At 26.2% G+C, this 20,577-nt stretch carries 18 protein-coding genes and 1 other annotated feature; of the genes, 2 read left to right on the forward strand and 16 right to left on the reverse strand.

Annotated features, from left to right (window positions below; genetic code table 11):
* Window positions 1–18: 18 nt before the first annotated feature.
* The 6 genes from aroA to ABCP60_RS06460 form a co-directional block, all read right to left on the reverse strand.
* On the reverse strand, window positions 19–1,278 hold the full coding sequence (aroA, locus tag ABCP60_RS06435) for a 3-phosphoshikimate 1-carboxyvinyltransferase (RefSeq protein ID WP_195581391.1): 1,260 nt from the start codon (window positions 1,276–1,278) through the stop codon (window positions 19–21).
* A complete protein-coding gene (aroB, locus tag ABCP60_RS06440) occupies window positions 1,271–2,401 on the reverse strand; it encodes a 3-dehydroquinate synthase (RefSeq protein WP_195581392.1) in 1,131 nt (376 codons plus the stop codon). The genes aroA and aroB overlap by 8 nt, the downstream gene beginning before the upstream one ends.
* On the reverse strand, window positions 2,389–3,558 hold the full coding sequence (aroC, locus tag ABCP60_RS06445; RefSeq protein WP_195581393.1) for a chorismate synthase: 1,170 nt from the start codon (window positions 3,556–3,558) through the stop codon (window positions 2,389–2,391). The genes aroB and aroC overlap by 13 nt, the downstream gene beginning before the upstream one ends.
* 191 nt (window positions 3,559–3,749) lie before the next feature.
* Entirely contained in the window at window positions 3,750–4,343 is a 594-nt protein-coding gene (locus ABCP60_RS06450) for a flavodoxin family protein (RefSeq protein WP_092924077.1), read from the reverse strand.
* Between the two features lie 36 nt (window positions 4,344–4,379).
* On the reverse strand, window positions 4,380–6,179 hold the full coding sequence (locus tag ABCP60_RS06455) for a GAF domain-containing SpoIIE family protein phosphatase (RefSeq protein ID WP_092924074.1): 1,800 nt from the start codon (window positions 6,177–6,179) through the stop codon (window positions 4,380–4,382).
* 30 nt (window positions 6,180–6,209) lie between these two features.
* A complete protein-coding gene (locus ABCP60_RS06460) occupies window positions 6,210–6,683 on the reverse strand; it encodes a hypothetical protein (protein ID WP_092924071.1) in 474 nt (157 codons plus the stop codon).
* 143 nt (window positions 6,684–6,826) lie between these two features.
* Between ABCP60_RS06460 and ABCP60_RS06465 the strand changes: the two genes are divergently transcribed.
* Window positions 6,827–7,303, forward strand: coding sequence for a hypothetical protein (locus tag ABCP60_RS06465; protein ID WP_092924068.1), 477 nt, complete (start codon window positions 6,827–6,829; stop codon window positions 7,301–7,303).
* An 84-nt stretch (window positions 7,304–7,387) separates the two neighbouring features.
* On the opposite strand, the gene ABCP60_RS06470 is transcribed toward ABCP60_RS06465, so the two are convergent.
* From ABCP60_RS06470 to hpt, 5 genes are all read right to left on the reverse strand, one after another.
* On the reverse strand, window positions 7,388–7,558 hold the full coding sequence (locus ABCP60_RS06470) for a hypothetical protein (protein ID WP_092924065.1): 171 nt from the start codon (window positions 7,556–7,558) through the stop codon (window positions 7,388–7,390).
* A 146-nt stretch (window positions 7,559–7,704) separates the two neighbouring features.
* A complete protein-coding gene (locus ABCP60_RS06475; protein WP_092924062.1) occupies window positions 7,705–7,929 on the reverse strand; it encodes an alpha/beta-type small acid-soluble spore protein in 225 nt (74 codons plus the stop codon).
* A gap of 102 nt (window positions 7,930–8,031) precedes the next feature.
* Window positions 8,032–9,258, reverse strand: a complete 1,227-nt coding sequence (locus tag ABCP60_RS06480) for an NAD(P)/FAD-dependent oxidoreductase (protein ID WP_166505920.1) — start codon at window positions 9,256–9,258, stop codon at window positions 8,032–8,034.
* 127 nt (window positions 9,259–9,385) lie between these two features.
* On the reverse strand, window positions 9,386–10,270 hold the full coding sequence (locus ABCP60_RS06485) for a phosphatase PAP2 family protein (RefSeq protein WP_092924056.1): 885 nt from the start codon (window positions 10,268–10,270) through the stop codon (window positions 9,386–9,388).
* A 111-nt stretch (window positions 10,271–10,381) separates the two neighbouring features.
* On the reverse strand, window positions 10,382–10,906 hold the full coding sequence (hpt, locus tag ABCP60_RS06490; RefSeq protein WP_166505921.1) for a hypoxanthine phosphoribosyltransferase: 525 nt from the start codon (window positions 10,904–10,906) through the stop codon (window positions 10,382–10,384).
* 283 nt (window positions 10,907–11,189) lie between these two features.
* On the opposite strand from hpt, the gene ABCP60_RS06495 reads away from it, so the two are divergent.
* Window positions 11,190–12,263, forward strand: a complete 1,074-nt coding sequence (locus tag ABCP60_RS06495; RefSeq protein ID WP_195928493.1) for a histidinol-phosphate transaminase — start codon at window positions 11,190–11,192, stop codon at window positions 12,261–12,263.
* Between the two features lie 43 nt (window positions 12,264–12,306).
* Here ABCP60_RS06495 and ABCP60_RS06500 read toward each other — a convergent pair whose 3' ends face one another.
* From ABCP60_RS06500 to asnA, 5 genes are all read right to left on the reverse strand, one after another.
* Window positions 12,307–14,247, reverse strand: coding sequence for a KUP/HAK/KT family potassium transporter (locus ABCP60_RS06500; RefSeq protein WP_343101485.1), 1,941 nt, complete (start codon window positions 14,245–14,247; stop codon window positions 12,307–12,309).
* 523 nt (window positions 14,248–14,770) lie between these two features.
* Window positions 14,771–15,967 (reverse strand): dicarboxylate/amino acid:cation symporter, encoded by a 1,197-nt coding sequence (locus ABCP60_RS06505; RefSeq protein WP_092924044.1) that lies wholly within the window; start codon window positions 15,965–15,967, stop codon window positions 14,771–14,773.
* Window positions 15,968–16,305: 338 nt separating this feature from the next.
* Entirely contained in the window at window positions 16,306–18,252 is a 1,947-nt protein-coding gene (locus tag ABCP60_RS06510) for an ABC transporter substrate binding protein (protein ID WP_207743613.1), read from the reverse strand.
* A 201-nt stretch (window positions 18,253–18,453) separates the two neighbouring features.
* The gene (locus ABCP60_RS06515; protein ID WP_166505925.1) at window positions 18,454–18,822 is read right to left on the reverse strand and encodes a DUF1232 domain-containing protein; all 369 of its coding nucleotides are present in this window, start codon (window positions 18,820–18,822) and stop codon (window positions 18,454–18,456) included.
* A 102-nt stretch (window positions 18,823–18,924) separates the two neighbouring features.
* The gene (gene asnA / locus ABCP60_RS06520) at window positions 18,925–19,929 is read right to left on the reverse strand and encodes an aspartate--ammonia ligase (RefSeq protein WP_166505926.1); all 1,005 of its coding nucleotides are present in this window, start codon (window positions 19,927–19,929) and stop codon (window positions 18,925–18,927) included.
* A gap of 171 nt (window positions 19,930–20,100) precedes the next feature.
* Window positions 20,101–20,349: a binding site (T-box leader), on the reverse strand.
* Window positions 20,350–20,577 lie beyond the last annotated feature (228 nt).

Consider the following 20,577-nt stretch of genomic DNA (forward strand, 5'->3'; position numbering starts at 1 on the left):
TTAGTTTATATAAAAATTTTATATTGATAGTTTTTTTAATAAGTCAAAGTAACCAGGGAAAGATATATCTATACACTCTTTGTCATCTAATACTATATCTGTATCACAGATTAAATTAGCTATTGAAAATGCCATGGCTATTCTATGGTCTTTAAAAGTAGTTATACTAGCTCCATTTAGCTTAGTTTTTCCTTTTATAACCATTCCATCTTCTAGTTCTTCTATATCTGCACCCATTAATTTTAAGTTATCTACTACAGATTTTATTCTGTTACTCTCTTTTACTTTTAATTCTTTTGCATCTTTTATTATAGTTGTTCCTTCTGCTTGCGTTGCAAGTACTGCTATAACTGGTATTTCATCTATAAGCCTTGGTATTATAGTTTTATCTATTGTTGTAGCATTTAAATCTTTGCTGTACTTTACTAATAAATCTCCAACTAGCTCTCCTCCAACGAATCTTTGATTTATTATTTCTATATTTCCATTCATATTTTTAACAACATCTATTATTCCAGTTCTAGTTTTGTTTAGTCCAACATTTTTAATTAAAACCTCTGATCCTTTAGTTATTAAAGCTCCTACTATTATAAATGCTGCTGAAGATATATCTCCTGGTACATATATATCTTGATTAAATAACTCTTTAACTGGATTTATAGTTATATCTAAATCATTTACATTTATGTCAGCTCCAAATGATTTAAGCATTATTTCTGTATGGTTTCTACTTTTAACTTTTTCTCTTATTATACTTTTTGAATCTGCATATAAGCTTGCCAGTATCAAAGCTGATTTAACTTGTGCTGATGCTACTGGCATATTATAATCTATTCCTTTTAAGTTCCCTCCATATATTTTTATAGGAGTATAGTTTGCATCGTCTTTTCCTTCTATTTTGCATCCCATCATTCTTAAAGGATCTGTAACTCTTTTCATAGGTCTTTTTCCTATTGATTCATCTCCAATAAGTGTTGCATCAAAGTTATTTCCTGCTAGTATTCCACTTAATAGTCTTATTGTAGTTCCAGAGTTTCCTACGTCTAGTAAATCTTTAGGTGGCTTTAGACCATATAGACCATTTCCTTTTACAAAAACTTCATTTCCTTTTATGTCTATGTCTACTCCCATTTTCTTAAAGCAAGATATTGTGCTTAAGCAGTCTTGGCCCATTAAAAAGTTGCTTATTTTATTATGTCCTTTTGATATTGATGAAAACATTATGGCTCTATGGGATATAGATTTATCCCCTATAAGTTCAAAACTTCCTCTAAGCATTCTGACTCTCCCTTATTATATTAAGTATTTTTTCTTCATCTATATTATCCATTAAACTTACTTTTCCTAGTTCTGTTGGAAGTATTAAGTTTATTTTACCAAAGCTATTTTTCTTATCACTCTTCATTATGTATAGTATCTCTTTTGCAATATGATCTTTATCCATATTTTCATTTAAATCATATTTTAAAGGTAGTTTGTATAAATTTATAACTCTTATAAATTTATCATAATACTCTTTGGATATTAATTTTTCATCTAATGAAAGTTTAAATGCCATAGCCATACCTATACTTACAGCCTTACCATGGCTAATTTTTAATAGTTTTTCTACTCCATGTCCAAAGGTATGTCCAAAATTTAGTATTTTTCTAAGTCCACCTTCTTTTTCATCATTAGATACTACTTCTACCTTTATACCTGCGCATTTTTTTACTATATAGTATAAGTATTTCTCTTCCTTATTTAATATAGCTTCACTATTTTCTATTAGATAATCTAGAAATTCATAATCATATATTGCACTATACTTTATAACCTCTGCCATACCACTTATAAATTCTTCTTCACTTAAACTTTTTAAAGAATTCACATTTATATAAGTAAGTTTTGGTTGATAAAAACTTCCCATTATATTTTTAAAATTGCCTAAATTTATACCTGTTTTTCCACCTATAGAAGAGTCGACTTGAGCAAGTAAACTTGTAGGAACTTGTATAATGTCAATTCCTCTCATATAAGTAGATGCTATAAACCCTGCAAGGTCTCCTACTACTCCACCTCCTAAGGCTAATATTAAAGATTTTCTAGATAAATTTATTCTTATACAGTAGTTCATTATTTCCTCATAAACATCTAAAGATTTAGATTGTTCTCCTGGTGACACTATATATTCATATATGTACTTAGCTTTTATAGAACTTGTAAATTCTTTCATCATATGTTTATATACATTATCATCACTTATTATAAGTACTTTGTCGTATATATCATTTAAATCTATATCATCTTTTATTAAACCTTTATTTATATCATTTGAGTTTACTAATTTTACAGCTTCATTAAAGGATTTATAATCTTTATCTATTACTACACTACAAATAGCAGTTTCTATCTTTTCCATCCTCTTTCACCTAACCTTTTTATGTATGAATTATAATTTGATTTTAAGTCATTTAAATTGTCTCCACCTATTTTTTCTAGGAAGTGATTACATATAACAAAAGCTACTACATTTTCACAAACTACACTGCAAGCAGGAACAGCACAATTATCTGAACGTTCAATACTTGCACTATAACTTTCCAGTGTATTTATATTTATAGAATTTAATGGCTTATATAATGTAGGTATTGGCTTCATTGCACATCTTATTATAATCTCTTCTCCTGTAGTCATTCCACCTTCTATTCCACCTAGTCTATTTGTAGCTCTTTTTATACCTTCATTTTTGTCATAGCTTATTTCATCCATAACACAAGACCCTGCTAAAGAGCTAACATCAAATCCAATTCCTATTTCTACTCCTTTTATGGCTTGAGTAGCCATTAAATGCATAGCAAGTTGTCCATCTATTTTCTTATCAAACTGAGTATATGAACCTAGCCCAGGAATAATATTTTTCACTCTTATTTCTACAACTCCACCTAATGTATCACCTTCTGATTTCGCTTTATCTATTCTTTCTATGATTTTTTCTTCTAGGTTTTTATTTACACATCTTATTTGACTAGTATCTACATTTTCCTTTATATAATCAAATTCATATAAATTTTTATCTTCTACACCACCAATATTTACTACATGAGATGTAAATTCTACATTAAAATTTTTAAGTATTTGCTTGCATATAGCACCTACGGCTACTCTACTTGCAGTTTCTCTGGCACTAGACCTTTCAAGTACATTTCTAGCATCTTTAAAGTCGTATTTTAAGCAACCTACCAGGTCTGCATGTCCTGGTCTTACATTACTTACTTTTCTAGTCTCTAAATCAACTTCCTCCATTGGATTCATGTACTTTGTCCAATTTTCATAATCTTTATTTTTTATTTCTATAGATATAGGTCCACCTAGGGTTTTTTTACCTCTAACTCCACCTAGTATATTTATTTTATCTCTTTCTATTTGCATTCTGCCGCCACGACCGTAGCCACCTTGTCTTTTTTTAAGCTCCTTGTTTATTTCTTCAAAATCAAGTTCTATATTAGCTGGTACTCCATCTAGTATAGATATTAAGCTTTGCCCATGAGATTCTCCACTTGTTAAATACCTTAGCATATCATTCTCCTTGTTAAACTTCATTTATTATATATATTGTATAATATTATTTAAGTAAAATACTCTAATTTAAATATTTTTTTATATTATGTTTTATTCTAACTTTTTTTGGTATATATATAATTAGATTTCTAATTTTATATTTTTATTATTTGATTTTCTAAATATATTTACAATCAAAAGAAGCTTGATTAATCAAGCTTCTTTACATCACATATATAATTTTTTATTGCCTTATCTAGTTCATTTTTAAAGTGTTGATTTTCACTATACCCTAATTTATCTGTACTATTTAAGTAAATATTATATTTTAATTTATTGTTTACACTTTTAAAGAAAAAATCCATGACTATTTGGCCACCCATAAATTGAGTTTCATATGGTGTTGAACCTCCAACAGCTATGTACATTCCTATACGAGTCTTATCTCTATCTATTGATGGCTTATTAAGAATATACTTACTTGCATATATAGCCTGAGTTCTATCTACTACTGTTTTTAATTTAGCAGATACGCAATCAAAATGTACAGGGCTTATTACTATAACTCCTTTGGCTTTATCAAACATTTTATACATAGGGGTCATATCATCATTAAATTTGCAATAACCTGTTTTTTCGCAAAATCCACAAGCAGTACAATACTCAATATTCATATCATATATGTTAAATATTTCGTAAGTTATATTATTTTCTTCTAGTTTAGAACTTATTTCCTTAGATATCGAAAAACAATTTTTATTTTTTCTTGGGCTTCCATTTATTATTAATATTTCTTTAAACATTAATTATCCCCCTTTATCTTTTAGTTATAATAAATACTATTTATCCTTTAACATAACTACTAATATATCATCATCAAAGTTATCTTTACCTGCAAAGTCTATTAACTCTTCTTCTAGCTTTCCTTGTAAAACTTCATGACCTATTTGGTAATTATCTTGAAGGAATTTCTCTAATCTAGATACCCCATATTCTTCTTTTGACTCATTTTTTATTTCTAATATTCCATCTGTGTACATGCATAATAGTGAATAGTTTGATATATCAAAAGAGTTGTTTGCATATTCAGCTTCATCCATTATTCCTATTGGTATACCTTTTTTACAGTTTAAATTTCCTTCTATTTCTCCATTATTCTTTATTATTATAGGACTATAATGTCCTGCGTTGGATATTGTTATTTTATTTTCTTTTGAATTTATAACACTTACTAAACATGTAGCAAATACGTCCATTTTATCAAATTCATCATATAACATTTTATTTAACTTTGTAAGTATTTCTCCAGGTGTTTTATAATGATTTGCTAATACTTTAAAGGCACCTTTTATCATAGCAACCATATAGTTTGAAATCATACCATGACCCATAACATCTGCCAAAATATAAACTGTATTATCATCATCTACCTTCATAGCATAGTAGAAGTCTCCTCCAACTACTCTTGCTGGCCTATGATAGTAATCTAACTCTTTATTGTTACTTAATTCTAATTTAGCATCATCCATTATTAACTTTTGCTGTTTATTTAAAAGGTTTAATTCATTATCAAGTACTTTATGCTTTACTTCTTCTAAATTATATTTATACAGTTGCATACCTACTGATACTTGTTTTGCTAATATACTTAATATATTCAAATCATCTTTTGTATAGTTTTGACTATTAGCGCATACTATACATCCGATAACTTTATTTCTATATCTTAACTTATAATATATATAACTTTTTATAGTATCTTCTGATTCAGATTTTATATTTACATTATTGTGATATTCCCCAATTGATTTTCTCGCTTGGATACTTTCTAACATTGGATATAAGTTTATTTTATTTTTATCTTCAACATTGTAATAGTTAAATGCTCTATCTTTATAATCATTATCATCTACTAATATCAAAGCTTCTTTGCTGTTTGTCATATTACAAGCTTGTTTACTTAATTGCTCTAAGAATACTGTTATATTATTACTTGAGTAAAGCTTTTTAGTTGCAGCATTTATTGAATTTATAGCACCTCTTAATTTATGTACTAAAAATTGCATATTATTGTTTTTAGTAGTTATTTCTATTGATAAACTAAGCAATGATGCAACAGATGATATAAAGTCTATATCTTGTTCACAGATACTATCATTTTTTGATAAAAAGCAAGTCATAAATCCAACTACTTTATCGTTTATTATGAAAGGAAATACTATTCTTCCCGTATAACCTTCTTTTATAGCTAAATCCCTTTCGTCTTTTGCTCTTTCCTCTTCAAAGACATTTTCTATATATATTATTTTCTTTTCTTCTACAGCTTCATGAACATATTTAGGATATTCATTAAAATCTATTTTAATACCTATTGGATTACTCATAGATTTTACTGGTGGTACATGATCCATAGGGAATACTTGTGGTATATACTCTAAAGTCTGAGAACACACCAAGTATGCGTATTTATAGTCATTTCGATAAAATAAATTAACACAAGCCTTAGTTGGATGAACAACTTCTAACATCTTGTCTACTATCTTATCTTTTATAGAATAAAAATCTGTTGAACTAGTTACCATAGCTGATATGTCTACTAAGTTTTTCATTCTATGGCTATCAGTATTAAAATTTTGCATATCACTACTTACCCCCTAATTTTATATAGTCTACTTTATATTACTATATATGTTATTTATAGTAAATATAAAAACTATTATAAAAGTTGCTATTATAATGGCATTAAACCCTGTTAATAATCCAATTATAAGCAAAGTAACTAACACATTTAATCCTGATTTTCCTCTCTCATCTATAGTTGGTATTTTAGGCATTTCTATATTATTTTTTATATTTTCAATACTTTCTCTCACTTGAGCTTCTAACTTTATCTTATATATTAAATAAGTCAATTCTACTAACAACATCCCCATTCCAAATAAAATCTCTATATTAAAAGATATATATAAAATAATTATTGCTAATAGTAGCTTTGTAATCTTTAAAAATACACTATCTAACTTTAATGTCATATTTCTTATTTCTCTACACTCTTCTCTGTAAGTATAGTCTGATGAAGGCATAGATTTCATCTTAGTTTTTACTATTTCAGAATAAAATAGCTTTATTATTCCATTTATCATATAAATTCTCCTTATCAAGTTACTTATTTTTATATAATCTATATTTCATCCATATATTTGTAATTTTTACAATTATAATATTTTTTATACTTGTCAATAATAAAATATATAGACTAATATACACTTTAAAAGGAGTGGTTTTAATGCAAATGGCTAATCTTGATTTAGAAACACGTAGTAAAATCTATAGCCACACAAAAAAAGTCCTCAGAAAATATCAAAAAGGTATTATAACTGGTAAGCTTACAGCTGATAAGTTTGCTGAAAATATACTATCTAATGAATCTATTAATGACATTTTAGATGAAAATCTTTTATCAGATGAAACCTTCAAATTATCTTATATAGACTATATAGATAAATTAATAAGTATGCAAAATGCTAATTTATCAAAAGGCAAAAAACATAAAAATAAATCTATCCCTGAAAAACCAAGTATTTCTCAAAAACTAAAATTAAAGAATTTGCTAAGCTCTAGTGAATATACATTGTCAATTCCTATAGAATACCTAAATGCTTGTGATGTTGATAATTTAATAAAATTCATAAGCACTGGTATTATAGATTTAGGTAATGAAAGAATTTATAATTATGTACATAAACCAGAGAAAGTAAATTAATCTAATATCATATATAAATTATTTTGATATTTTTTAAATAATAAAAAGTCTTCACCTAAATATTAAGTGAAGACTTTTTATTATTTATCCTAATGCTTTTTCTAGCTTAGATAAATGCTGTATTGGATAATATCTAAGAAGCTCTCTAAACTGTTCTACTGTAAGACCTTCTGTTGTTGTATAAATACGTATTTTTTCATCTAAATCTGCATTTATAAATTTAGTTTTTATTTCTTCAAAATTAACAGTCGACATTTATATTTCTCCTTATGTAATGTATTTTATTGTTATTTTATCCATTCAAAAATTTTTTATCCAATATATAAGTCATGTATTTTTTAATTTTATATAAAACTAAAGGAGCATCTAAAAGATGCTCCTTAATATATTAAAATAATATATTATTGTTGTTGTTGTTGTCCTGACATTTGTTGTTCTGCCATTTCAACTAACTTTTTAGTCATGTATCCACCTACATAACCATTTTCTCTTGCAGTAAGATTTCCTTTGTCCATTTGTTGGTAATTTGTCATTCCAAGCTCATTAGCTATTTCTAATTTCATTTGATTTAATGCTTGTTTAGCTCCTGGAACTACTGTTTTGTTGTTATTGTTGTTGTTTGACATTGTTGACTACCTTCTTTCTTTTGATTTTGTTTCTTGGTAGTATTATATGAATTTATAGTTTTTTAATTCTAGGTAATATTTGTAACAATATCTAAATTCTTGCTAACAATAATATCCGGCTAAATAACCTGTTGAAAATGCTATTTGAAGATTAAATCCACCAGTATAAGCATCAACATCAATTACTTCTCCTGCAAAAAATAATCCATCTATTAGCTTTGATTCCATTGTACTTGCATTTATCTCCCCAACTTTAACTCCACCTGAAGTTATTATAGCCTCTTCTATTGGTCTATATCTTTTTACTGTTAAATTAATATTTTTTAATAAATGTACTAATGCTTTTCTTTGTTCTCTAGATATTTGATGAACTACAGTATTTTCATCTATGCCACTTAACTTTATTATTACTGGTATTAATTTTTTTGGCAATAAGTCATCTAAAGAGTTTTTAAAGGCCTTGTTAGTATACTTTTGGAAATCTCTTTGTATTCTTTTATCTAATTTTTCTTCATCTAGTGCTGGTTTTAAATCTAGAACTATCTTATAAGTATTTTTTGATAAATCTTTCATCATACAACTAGCTGACTTTACAACCGGTCCATCTATACCATACTTTGTAAATTCTAATTCTCCAAAGTCATCGTATATTTTCTTATTTTTTCCGTTATATAACTCTATTTTTATATTTCTAAGAGATAATTTTTCTAATTCACTTACAAAACTTTCACATATTTCAAGCCCTATTAAAGAAGGTTTAGGATCTATTATAGTATGTCCATATTTTTTAGCAAATTTATATCCATCTCCAGTAGAACCCGTTAGAGGATAACTAACTCCTCCAGTAGCAACTATTACAGCATCGCATTGTATTTCTTTTTTGTTGTCTAATATTACTTTTTCTATTTTTTTATCTTTTGCTATTATTTCTTCTACTTTAGTATTTAATAACAATTTTACTTTTTTATCTATTACTTGTTTATGAAGTGCATTAGCTATATCATGTGCCTTATCACTTTCTGGAAATACTCTATTTCCTCTTTCTGTCTTAGTTTTTACACCTAAACTTTCAAACATATTTATAACATCTTCGTTTGTAAATGTATAAAATGCACTATATAAAAATTTACCATTTGTAGGTACATTTTCTATTAATTCTTCTATATCACAGTTATTAGTTATATTACATCTACCTTTTCCTGTTATTAATATTTTTCGCCCTACTCTATGATTTTTCTCTACTAATGTTACGTCTAATCCTCTATCTGCTGCAGTTGCCGCTGCCATCATACCAGCTGCTCCAGCTCCTATTACTACTACTTTTTTCAAATTTACACCTCTTCTATTTTAAGTAAGCTTAACTTTTTAATAGCTTTAAGTAACTTACTTTGCATCTAATTAATATATACTCATATGCATGTTTTAATTAATCTTATTCAATAAATAATAAAGCTTACTATAGCTTAAATATCTTAAACAGAAATGGCACTCCACAAACTCCATAAAATACTACTATTGTATATCTTATATAATCAAATAAGTTGTTACTTGGCATAGTATATTTTAAGCCTAAGTAAACTAATCCTAAAGTTATTATTCCAAGTAAAAATCTACATATATTTTTAGCTATTTTATTATCTTTTTTGTTACTAAAGTTTATTTTATTTTTATTTTTTGATACTGTTTCAAACTGTATATATCTATCTTCTACTATATACCCTAGTACAAATCCAGTTAATAATCCAAATGATTTTATATAAGACGAACTATTTACTAAAAATGCAACTAATGCAAATGGTATTAACATTAAAATAAGACTTAGATATTTTTTTTCATTATCTACATAATCAAAAAATTTACTAAATATTACAGTAAATATTATCCCAAATCCCCATCCAAATATTACATCTATAGGCCAATGAACTCCTAGGTATAGTCTAGATATGCCTACTCCTAAAATTATAATAGCTCCTATTATACTAATCCATGTATTTTTGAATATAATTATTATACTTGTCCAAAATGAAGTTGCAGTTTGAGTATGTCCACTTGGAAATGAATATCCTGTTGCTGTTGATACTCTTTGAGACGTTATCCCTTCTATTCCTATTGGCCTTTTAGCCTTTATTACATCTTTTATTCCTGAATTTATGGCCACGTTTCCTACTAATGAAAATAATATCTTTTGACCATACTTTTTATTTATACACCAATACATTATTGTTGTTAATAAAACTATTACAGGTATTTCTGTACTTATAGTAAGTATTAAAAATAAAGTATCTAATACGCCAGATCTTAAAGACTGAAAAAATTGTAGTATACTTAATTGAATATCCATTTTATTTCCCCCTCCTAAGTACTTATCTTTTATGTAATTATACCTAACTTTCTTATTTATTTATACCCTTTACACAAAAATAGACTTAGCAACATTGCTAAGTCTTCTATATTATTCTTCTCCAACTATTCCTATATAAGGTAAGTTTCTGTATTTTTCTGCCCAGTCTATTCCATATCCTACTATAAAATTGTCTTCTATAGTAAACCCTACATAGTCTACTGGTATATTAGCTTTTCTTCTTTCAGGCTTATCTAATAGTGTACATAATTTTAATGTTTTTGGATTTCTAGTTTGTAGTACATCAACTAATTTGCTTAATGTTAATCCTGAATCTATTATATCTTCTACTACTAATACATTTTTTCCTTCTATATTAACATCTAAGTCCTTTAGTATTTTTACAACACCTGAACTTTCAGTTGATTTTCCATAACTTGATACACTCATAAAATCTATATTAACATCTAAGTCTATTTTTCTTATTAAGTCAGAAACAAACACACTAGCACCCTTTAGTATCCCTACTACTAATAATTCTTCACCTTTGAAGTCTTTTTCTATTTGTTTTGCTATCTCTTCTACTTTTTTAGCTATTTGTTCTTCTGTTAATAATACTTCTGTAATTTTGAACATTTCAGTCCTCCTGTTGTTTACGTATATTATAATAAAAACATTATACCATATAAGCACAAATATTAGAACATTTTTATATTTTTTTTAGTAATTGTTCAATATTTTTTTATTATTTAAATTTTTAAGTATATTTTTATTATTTTCTTAAAATTTCTTGCTATACATCTTTTCCTAAATATGATTTTTGGTTAGATATTATTATTTAATATTTTTATAAAAGCTACTAATAATCGATTTTTATATTATAATTAAATTGTAACTATTAACTACGGAGGTGTTTTACTTGAGTTTAAACCATGGTGCTAATTTATATGACTTATCGAAAAAATATGGATTTTCAAAAGAAGAATTTCTAGATTTTAGTTCTAATATAAATCCTTTAGGTGCATCTAATGCTGCTAAAGACGTTGTGATTAAAAATATAGATCAGGTTTCTATATATCCAGACCCTGATTACACAAATTTAAAAAATTCTATTTCTTCTTATTGTCATTGTAATAAAGAAAACATAGTATTAGGAAGTGGTGCAACAGAGCTTATTTCTTCATTTATAAAAACTATAAATCCTACTAAAGCTTTACTTTTATCACCTGCTTATTCTGAGTATGAAAAAGAATTAAAAAAGATAAACTGTAATATAGACAAATATTACTCAAAATATGAAAATGACTTTAAGATTGATATTGATAAATTAATAAATCACATAAATAGTAATAAATATAATTTGATTATTATCTGTAACCCTAATAATCCAACTGGTTTTACTTTCTCAAAAGCTGAGATAAAAACTTTACTTGAAAGTACTAATACTTTCTTTATGATTGATGAAACTTACATAGAATTTACAGATACTAAAGCTTTTTCTTCAACATCTTTAGTTGATGATTATAATAATATATTTGTTATAAGAGGTACTTCTAAGTTCTTCTCAACCCCTGGTATTAGACTAGGATATGGGCTTATATCTAATACTAGTGTAAAAGATAGTATATCATCTCATCTTGATTTATGGAATATAAATATATTTGCTACATTAATGGGTGAGGTTATGTTTAAAGATACACACTTCATAGAAAATACTATTAATGTTATGACTAAAGAAAGAGATTATTTATTTGATAATTTAAGAAATATAGATGATTTAAATGTTTATGATAGCCAAGGTAATTTTATATTATGTGAAATAAAATCAAAAAAATTAACTGCAAGTGAATTAAGAGATAAGCTTATTCCACATAAAATAATTATAAGAGATTGTGCTTCTTTTGATGGACTTAACGAGTATTTCTTTAGAGTTTGTATTTTAAAACCTGAAGATAATAGACTTTTAATAAATTCTTTAAATAATATATTTTAATAAAAAAACAAAAGTTATCTCAAAGTAAGAGATAACTTTTATTTTATTTTATTCTAGTTAATTTTACCTTTTTCCTTTTTCCTATTATAATAGGAACTTTCTCAACTTCAACAATACTAGTATCTATACCAAACCTCTTAGCTGGAGATACTGTTATTTTTTTTATAAGTATCTTAAAACCTATTATAAAACTATCCCATTTTGAAAGGTTACTTTCATTAGATAAATTTTCTTCTAACAATACAAATTTAAAATCTCCAACATTTTTCTCTAAATTGTTATCTATCATATATTCCTTTAGTGTAATTTTTAATTCTTCTGTAGATATTAATTCTTCTATTACTTCTCTTAAAAATATATTTACTGTTTGATTTACTTTAAATCCTAGTTCAAATTCTATCTTAAATATTTGATTAGGTATTATAGTATGAACCTTATAACTCATAGTATATGGCTCGTCAGTTACTCTTACGTTAACAAACCAATAGTATTTAGCACGTTTTGGTGATTTATTAAATATAGAATATAATATATTGTCTTCTATATATCCCCTTGTACTAGTTTGAGTTAGATACACTAGATGTGTTGAATATAGGGGCAATGTTTTGTCTTCTATTATAGATTTAAATTTATCTGTATATTTAGATAGCTTAGTAAAATGGTTGTATCTTTCCTTTATCTTTAATCCATATATCCATGAATACATAACAAACATTATAATAAATCCTATTAATACTGTTATATATCCTCCTCTAAAAAACTTAGATAAATTTGCATATAAAAAACTTAATTCGATTATTCCAAAAACAATTAAAACTAATACAGATCTTGTAGTTTTTCTATTATTATATTTTTCATACTGAGATAATAATAAGGTTGTCATAAGCATAGTAACTGTAATAGCAAGTCCATATGCAGCTTCCATATTCTCAGATTTTTTAAAGTATAAAACTAACAATATACAGCCTATTCCTAATGTAAAATTAATTACTGGTATATATATTTGACCTTTTTGCTCATTTGGATATTTAATTAATAATCTAGGAAAAAGATTTAATTTAATTGCTTCTGATATTAATGAAAATGCCCCAGAAATAAGTGCCTGACTTGCGATAATTGCTGCTATTGTCGCTATTATGACACCTGGTACAATAAACCACTTTGGCATTATTAAGAAAAATGGATTATTTATTACTACATTTCCTTCTCTTAATATAAGCCATGCTCCTTGTCCTAAGTAATTAAGTATTAAACATATCTTTACAAAAAACCATGTGTAGTATATATTTTTTCTTCCACAGTGTCCAAGATCAGAATATAATGCTTCTGCACCTGTTGTACAAAGAAATACTGCTCCTAAAATATAAGTACTTTTTGGATTTTCAATTAATAATTTTATTCCATAATAAGGATTTATAACTTTTATTATTTGTGGATTATTAATTATTTGAGATATACCAAGTATAGCTAACATAGAAAACCATAAAAACATAATAGGACCAAAAAGCTTTCCTATCTTCATAGTTCCACAGTTTTGAAAAGAAAATAATAATATTAATATTGATACTACTATAATTAATATCATATTAAGACTTAGTGGAAATATCATTTGTAACCCTTCAACAGATGATGTAACAGTTACTGGAGGTGTTATCATCCCATCTGCTAAAAGTGATGCTCCGCCTATAACCGCTGGTACAATTGCCCATTTAGCTCTTTTTCTTACTAAAGTATATAATGAAAATATTCCACCTTCTCCGTTATTATCAGCTTTAAGAGTTAATATTACATATTTTATAGTTGTTTGAAGTGTTAATGTCCAAATAACAAGTGATATTCCTCCTAATACTAAATCCGTAGAAACCTGTCCTTTATTAGTTGATAATATTGAATTCATAACATATAAAGGTGATGTACCTATATCTCCATATACGATACCTAATGCTACTAATAACGATACTATACTTACTTTTTTGCTTTTCATAATTGATTTACCTTCTTTCATAATCACAATCCGCTAGTTTCATCTATTACAAGTTATTAAAAATAACCTATAATAAGGCTCTCATATATTTGTTATTAATTTAATATGTTATGACTATACCTTGATAATGGACTTAGTCTAGCAAAGTAGTCTTCTTCTGTCAAATGTCTCTTTTGTTAAGCATTTCATAATTTTTCATTATAAGAATATAGATGAATAATTTATTTAGTTTTTTTAATATTTTTCAAATTTAAATTTATCTTTAACATTGCAAAAGCTAAGTTTAGCTTGTTTTAAACAAATAAATATTTAAATTGATGATTCTTAATATTTTCAATATGTAAATTAAAGAATTTTTAATTATAAGGTTTATTTTTATAATATAATTAGTTTAAATATAAAAATATTTATGACTTTTCATACAATATTAATTTTTTAGATTTGTATTTTATGATTTTTAAGTGAAATGTTTTATTAAATAAAAAAGGCTACCTCATAAGAGGTAGCTATTTTTTTTAATTGCTTAAGCAACTTTATTTGCTTTTTTAGACATTTTAGTGTTTATATGATCAACAACTGCTGCTATAGCGTTATCTCCAGATACGTTTGCAGCTGTTCCGAAACTATCTTGAGTTAAGTATAAAGCTATCATTAAACTTGCAAGTCCACCATCTGATGGTATACCTATCATTGGTAAGAAAGGTAATGCACTCATTATAGCTCCACCTGGTGCTCCTGGTGCTGCAACCATTGCTATTCCTAACATTAATATGAATGGGAATAAAGTAGTAAAGCTATGATCCATATTGTTCATCATAAGTACTGCAACAGCAAATGATGTAACTGATATTATACTTCCTGATAAGTGAATTGTTGCACATAAAGGTACACAGAATTCTCTTATTTCTTTGCTTACTCCATTGTTTTTAGCACATTCTACATTTACTGGTATAGTAGCTGCTGAAGATTGAGTTCCTACTGCTGTTAAGTAACCAGGTATTTGGTTTTTTAACATTTTGAAAGGATTCTTCCCTGTAACTATTCCTGCTGCTGTAAATTGTATTGTTAAGTATATTAAATGTAGAGGTATTACTATTAAGTAAACTCTCCAGAATACTCCTAATATAGACCAAACTTGTCCAGCAAAAGTTATATTAGCAAATGTTCCTGCTATATATATTGGTAATAAAGGTATTATTATTGTTGATAATACTTTCGTTACGATTTCTTGGAACTCTTGGAATATATTATGTAAAGTTTGCCCCTTACCATTGTTTCTAAGAGCAGATATACCTAGACCCATTGTAAATGCAAATACTATTGCAGCAGTTACATCTACCATTGGTGATAAAGGTATACTAAAGAATGGTGATAACATACCTGCTTCAGGATCACCTATTTGTGAAGCAACACTTGCATCTATAAAAGATGGGAATATTAACGATGCTACAGCAAATGCTAATGTTCCGGCTACTATTGTAGACCCATATGCTATTCCTGTTGTTATCCCTAATAATTTTCCTGCACCTGTTGCTAAATCTGCTATACCTGCTGTAACAAATCCTATTATTATAAATGGTATAACGAATTTTAAGAATGCAGAGAATAAACTACTTGCAGTTACCAGAGTTTTAACTATAACTTCTGGTGCGAATTGTCCGATTAATATACCGGCTATGATACCCATAATAAGTTTAGGAACTAATCCTATTTTTTTCATACGATCTTTCTCCCCCTGTCATTTTTTTCCCCTTGCAAACTTATAATAAAACATTTTTCTATTCTAGTCAACGTTTTCCTAGATATTTTTTTGTTTTTTTTGATTTTTTCTTTATTTTATTTTATTTCTAACTTTTTATACTTTTTTTATTAAATCGCTTTTCTTTATAATTGAAATTTTCTTAATTTTCTTTCTATATAGTGTTAATTTCAATATTATTTTTTTAAATTTACTTTTAAATTTTTTATAATAAAAAAAGATAATTTCATAAAATAGAAACTATCTTTTTTATTCTTTTCACTTATTCTTTATAATTTTAAATAATTTTTATTTTATATCTACATATATATATCTGATAACTCTAATTTTACCTTTTCTTTTAATTCATCTTCTATTATATATTTATCACATCTATTTTCACTTATTTTAATTATAGGTATTTTTATTTTAAAGGTTGTGCCTTCATTTAATTTTGATTTTATATCAATTTTTCCTCCATGTGCTTCTACAAATAGCTTAACAATAGATAATCCTACCCCACTTCCTTCATTCTTTCTAGTCATGGTATTATCTATTTGGTAAAATATATCAAATATATGCTCTAACTCTTCCTCATTCATACCTATTCCTTTATCTTTTATTTCAATCTCAACATTATCTTCTAACGTTGATACATTGACATTTAAAGTTCCACCATTGTATGAAAATTTAATTGCATTTGACAATAAATTAAGTATTGCCCTTTCCATTTTATCAATATCAACAGCTGTTATAATTTCCTCGTCAGTAGTATCAAATATAATATCTAAATTTTTAGATTTTGTATATGGTATTACAGATAAAGTTATATCTTCGATTAACTCTACTATATTTACATTTTGTAAATATGGTTTTGTATCTACACATTTAAATTTTTGAATATCAATTAAATTATTTATCAACCTTAGCAATCTATTACAATTACTTTCTATAATTTCATAATTATTATTACTTATTATGAATTCATTGTTTTTAGATTTTGATTTTGAAAGCTGCATTACTGATGAGATAACAGTAATTGGCGTTCTTAGTTCATGACTAATATTAGATGTAAAGTGTGCCTTTAATCTGCTTAATTCCTCTCCTTCATCAATTAATCTTAAAAGTTCTTTTTCATATTTCATTTTATAGTTAGTATAAGATATTAAGGCTATTACCATAGCTACTAGAACTAAAATAATAGAAATTACTACTAGTATATAATTTTCATGTTTTTTATAAATTTCTATTGGATCATTTACTATTACAGATCCGTCTGGTAAATCATGCTTTTTTATACCAAATTCTTTCATTACCTCATAATCAAATATATACTTATTTGCATTGTCATCACCTATATAAATTTTTTTATCACTTTTCCCAGATAAAATTGAATTTACTATTTCCCCAGCTTTTTTAGCCTGATTATATGGACTTACAACCTTACCACCTATAGTACCTTTCCCTATACTATGTTCAAATGAACTATATATAGGAACATCTTTAGTTAATGATTTTATAAGCCCAATTGTATCTTCGTGTCCTAAATTAATATTTTCAAAATACCCTGGATAAAAAGTTATAATTGCATCACTACTTTCTAGTTTTTTTAACTTTTTCTTAAAATCATTAACATCTATATTGCGAGTAACTACCTCATGTAAATTAATATTATTTTTTTTATATTTATTTTCATAATAAGATATATCTTCTTTTGTTAATTCACTTTTATATCCAGACATAAAGTAAATATTTTTTACACCTTTGTGAAATTTAGATATTAGCTCTATATTTTTATCTATTGATGATACTTCCTTTACCCCTGAAACCATATCATAAGACAAAGCCTTTTTTATAAGTTCTTCATTTTCTATTGCAAAGAATACAATAGGAATATCCTTAAATAAATCTTCTCTATATTTTATAGCAAATTCTAATGCATCATCATTTTCTACAATAATACCATCAAAATTTTTATAATTTCTTAGTCTATGGCTTAGTAACTCATAAAATTCTAATTCATGCTTTGGGCTATAATTATATTCTGAATTCATATACTCAGTTTGTAAATTTATATCATGGCCTAACCCACTTACAATTCCACTCATATATTCATCAAAGTTTAAAAAATTAGGATTTCCTGAACTAATAAATAAAATATTTCTTTTTCCTTCTGAATATATATCTTTTGTATATATTCCCAATATCAAAATAGTAATAAACAAAATAGTAATAAAAATGAAACTTAGGTATTTACACTTCCTCATGATTATCACCTACTTTTGCCAAAATTTTAATTTATATATATTAACTATATGTTTTGTTAATTTATATTTTTTCGACTTATGATACTTTATTATATCATCTGCATTTATATTTTTTTGTCGAAACTTGTATTCAAAAATATATATAATACTATTTTCACAAGTTTTTGTATAAATTAAAAGAAACGGCATAATAGCCGTTTCTTAATCTTTTATATTAAAATTGACATCTTCTATGATATTTGAATTCTTATCTGTTTTGATGATAACTTTATATTTTTCTATTTCTTCATTTATTATTCCCAAACTCCATATTAAAATAAATAAATCATCAATAAAACCAAATAACCCAAGTATAATCTCTGGTATAAAATCTATACCTAATATTAAGTAAAGTAGTCCTACTATTAATGCAAATATTACCTTTGCTTTACTCATTATACTAACTCTACTTTCTTTTAATAAATCTGGTAATTTAAATATATTTATAAAAAACATAAAACCAAATTTAGCTTTTCTAAATCTTACTAATGTTACCTTTAAAAAATTTAATATTTTATCTATAATATTCATAATATTATCACTCCTAAGTTATAAAAAATATTTATTATCTATATATTAGCATTATTATAACTTATATGATATTTTATATAAATATATTAGACTCAATTTGTACTATAGTAAACTTATTCCAGCTTCGTAACATTCTTCTATCATTTCTTTTGGCCAAACTCCAACTTGTACTTCTCCTATATGAGCTTTGTTTAAGAAATACATGCATATTCTAGATTGACCAATTCCTCCACCTATAGTATATGGTAGTTCTCCTTTTAGTAATGCTTGATGATAATCTAAGCTTCTTCTATCATCGCATCCACTTTCTCTTAATTGTCTATCTAAACTTTCTTCATCTACTCTTATTCCCATAGACGATAATTCTAATGCTCTACCTAATACAGGGTTATAGAATAATATATCTCCGTTTAATTCCCAATCATCATAATCAGGACTTCTTCCATCATGTTTTTCACCATTTGAAAGTACTTTTCCTATTTGCATTAAAAATACTGCCCCTTTATCTTTTACTATTTTATCTTCTCTTTCTTTTGGAGTTAACTCTGGATATAAATCTAATAATTCTTGAGATGTTATAAATGTTATCTCCTCAGGAAGTATTTTTTGTATTTCTGGATATATACTTTGTACATGTTCTTCAGTTTCTTTAAATACTTTGTAAATCTTTTTAACCACTTCTTCTAATGTTTCTCTACTTCTTTGTTTTTTATCTATTATAAGTTCCCAATCCCATTGGTCTACATATATAGAATGTATGTTATCTAATTCTTCATCTTTTCTAATAGCATTCATATCTGTATAGATTCCTCTTCCTGTAGGTAATCCATACTTTTTAAGAGCCATTCTTTTCCATTTAGCTAATGATTGAACTATTTCTGCCTTTTTACCTATATCAGGTACCTCAAAGCTTACAGCCTTTTCTATTCCATTTAAGTTATCATTTGTACCAGTTTCAGGTAATACAAATAATGGCGATGATACTCTAGTTAACCTTAGCTCTTCACCTAATCTATGTTCAAAAAAGTCCTTTAAATCTTTTATAGCTTCTTGCGTTTGTATTATACTTAGTTTTGTTTTATATTGTGTTGGTATTATTAAACTCATTTTTATTATCTCCTTTTATTTTTTTATTTAAGGAGTATGACGTCATACTTACTTTAAAACTTAATTAACTATACTTAAGTTTAGTTATTTTTATCCATAGCCTGGCCTTGGCTACATACAAATCTATGAAATTCGGCATATAAAAAAGCCCTTCATCCACTATATATAAAATATAGGGACGAAAGGCATATCTTCCGCGGTACCACCCTGATTAGCTTAATAATAAGCTCACCTTAATAATGTAGCAAGAATAATCTTAGTACATTCCAATTCGATAACGGGTTGGTTCCGTCTAAGCCTACTTTTGTTTCGGTTAGCAACTCCAGGATGTTCTTCAATATAGCCTTCGTGTTGGACTCTCACCGCCACCAACTCGCTTTGACTACGTACTATATCTACTCTTCCTTTCATAGTCTTTGTTATGTTATTGTTAATGATATATTATTATAAATTTTCTGTCAAATCTTTTTTTTATATATATTTTTTTACTACTTTTTATTTTTAAGTATTATATTAATAATAGCTTTATTTTTATAGTAATTATTTATTTAACCTTATATTTAATTAGAAAACTAATATAAAATGTAAATTAATGATTTTTTTAATTAATATTTTTATACTAATTTATATACTAATAAACACAAAAGT

It is taken from the genome of Romboutsia sp. MSSM.1001216sp_RTP31141st1_G3_RTP31141_220114, from assembly GCF_039031195.1.
Lineage (GTDB): Bacteria > Bacillota > Clostridia > Peptostreptococcales > Peptostreptococcaceae > Romboutsia_C > Romboutsia_C hominis.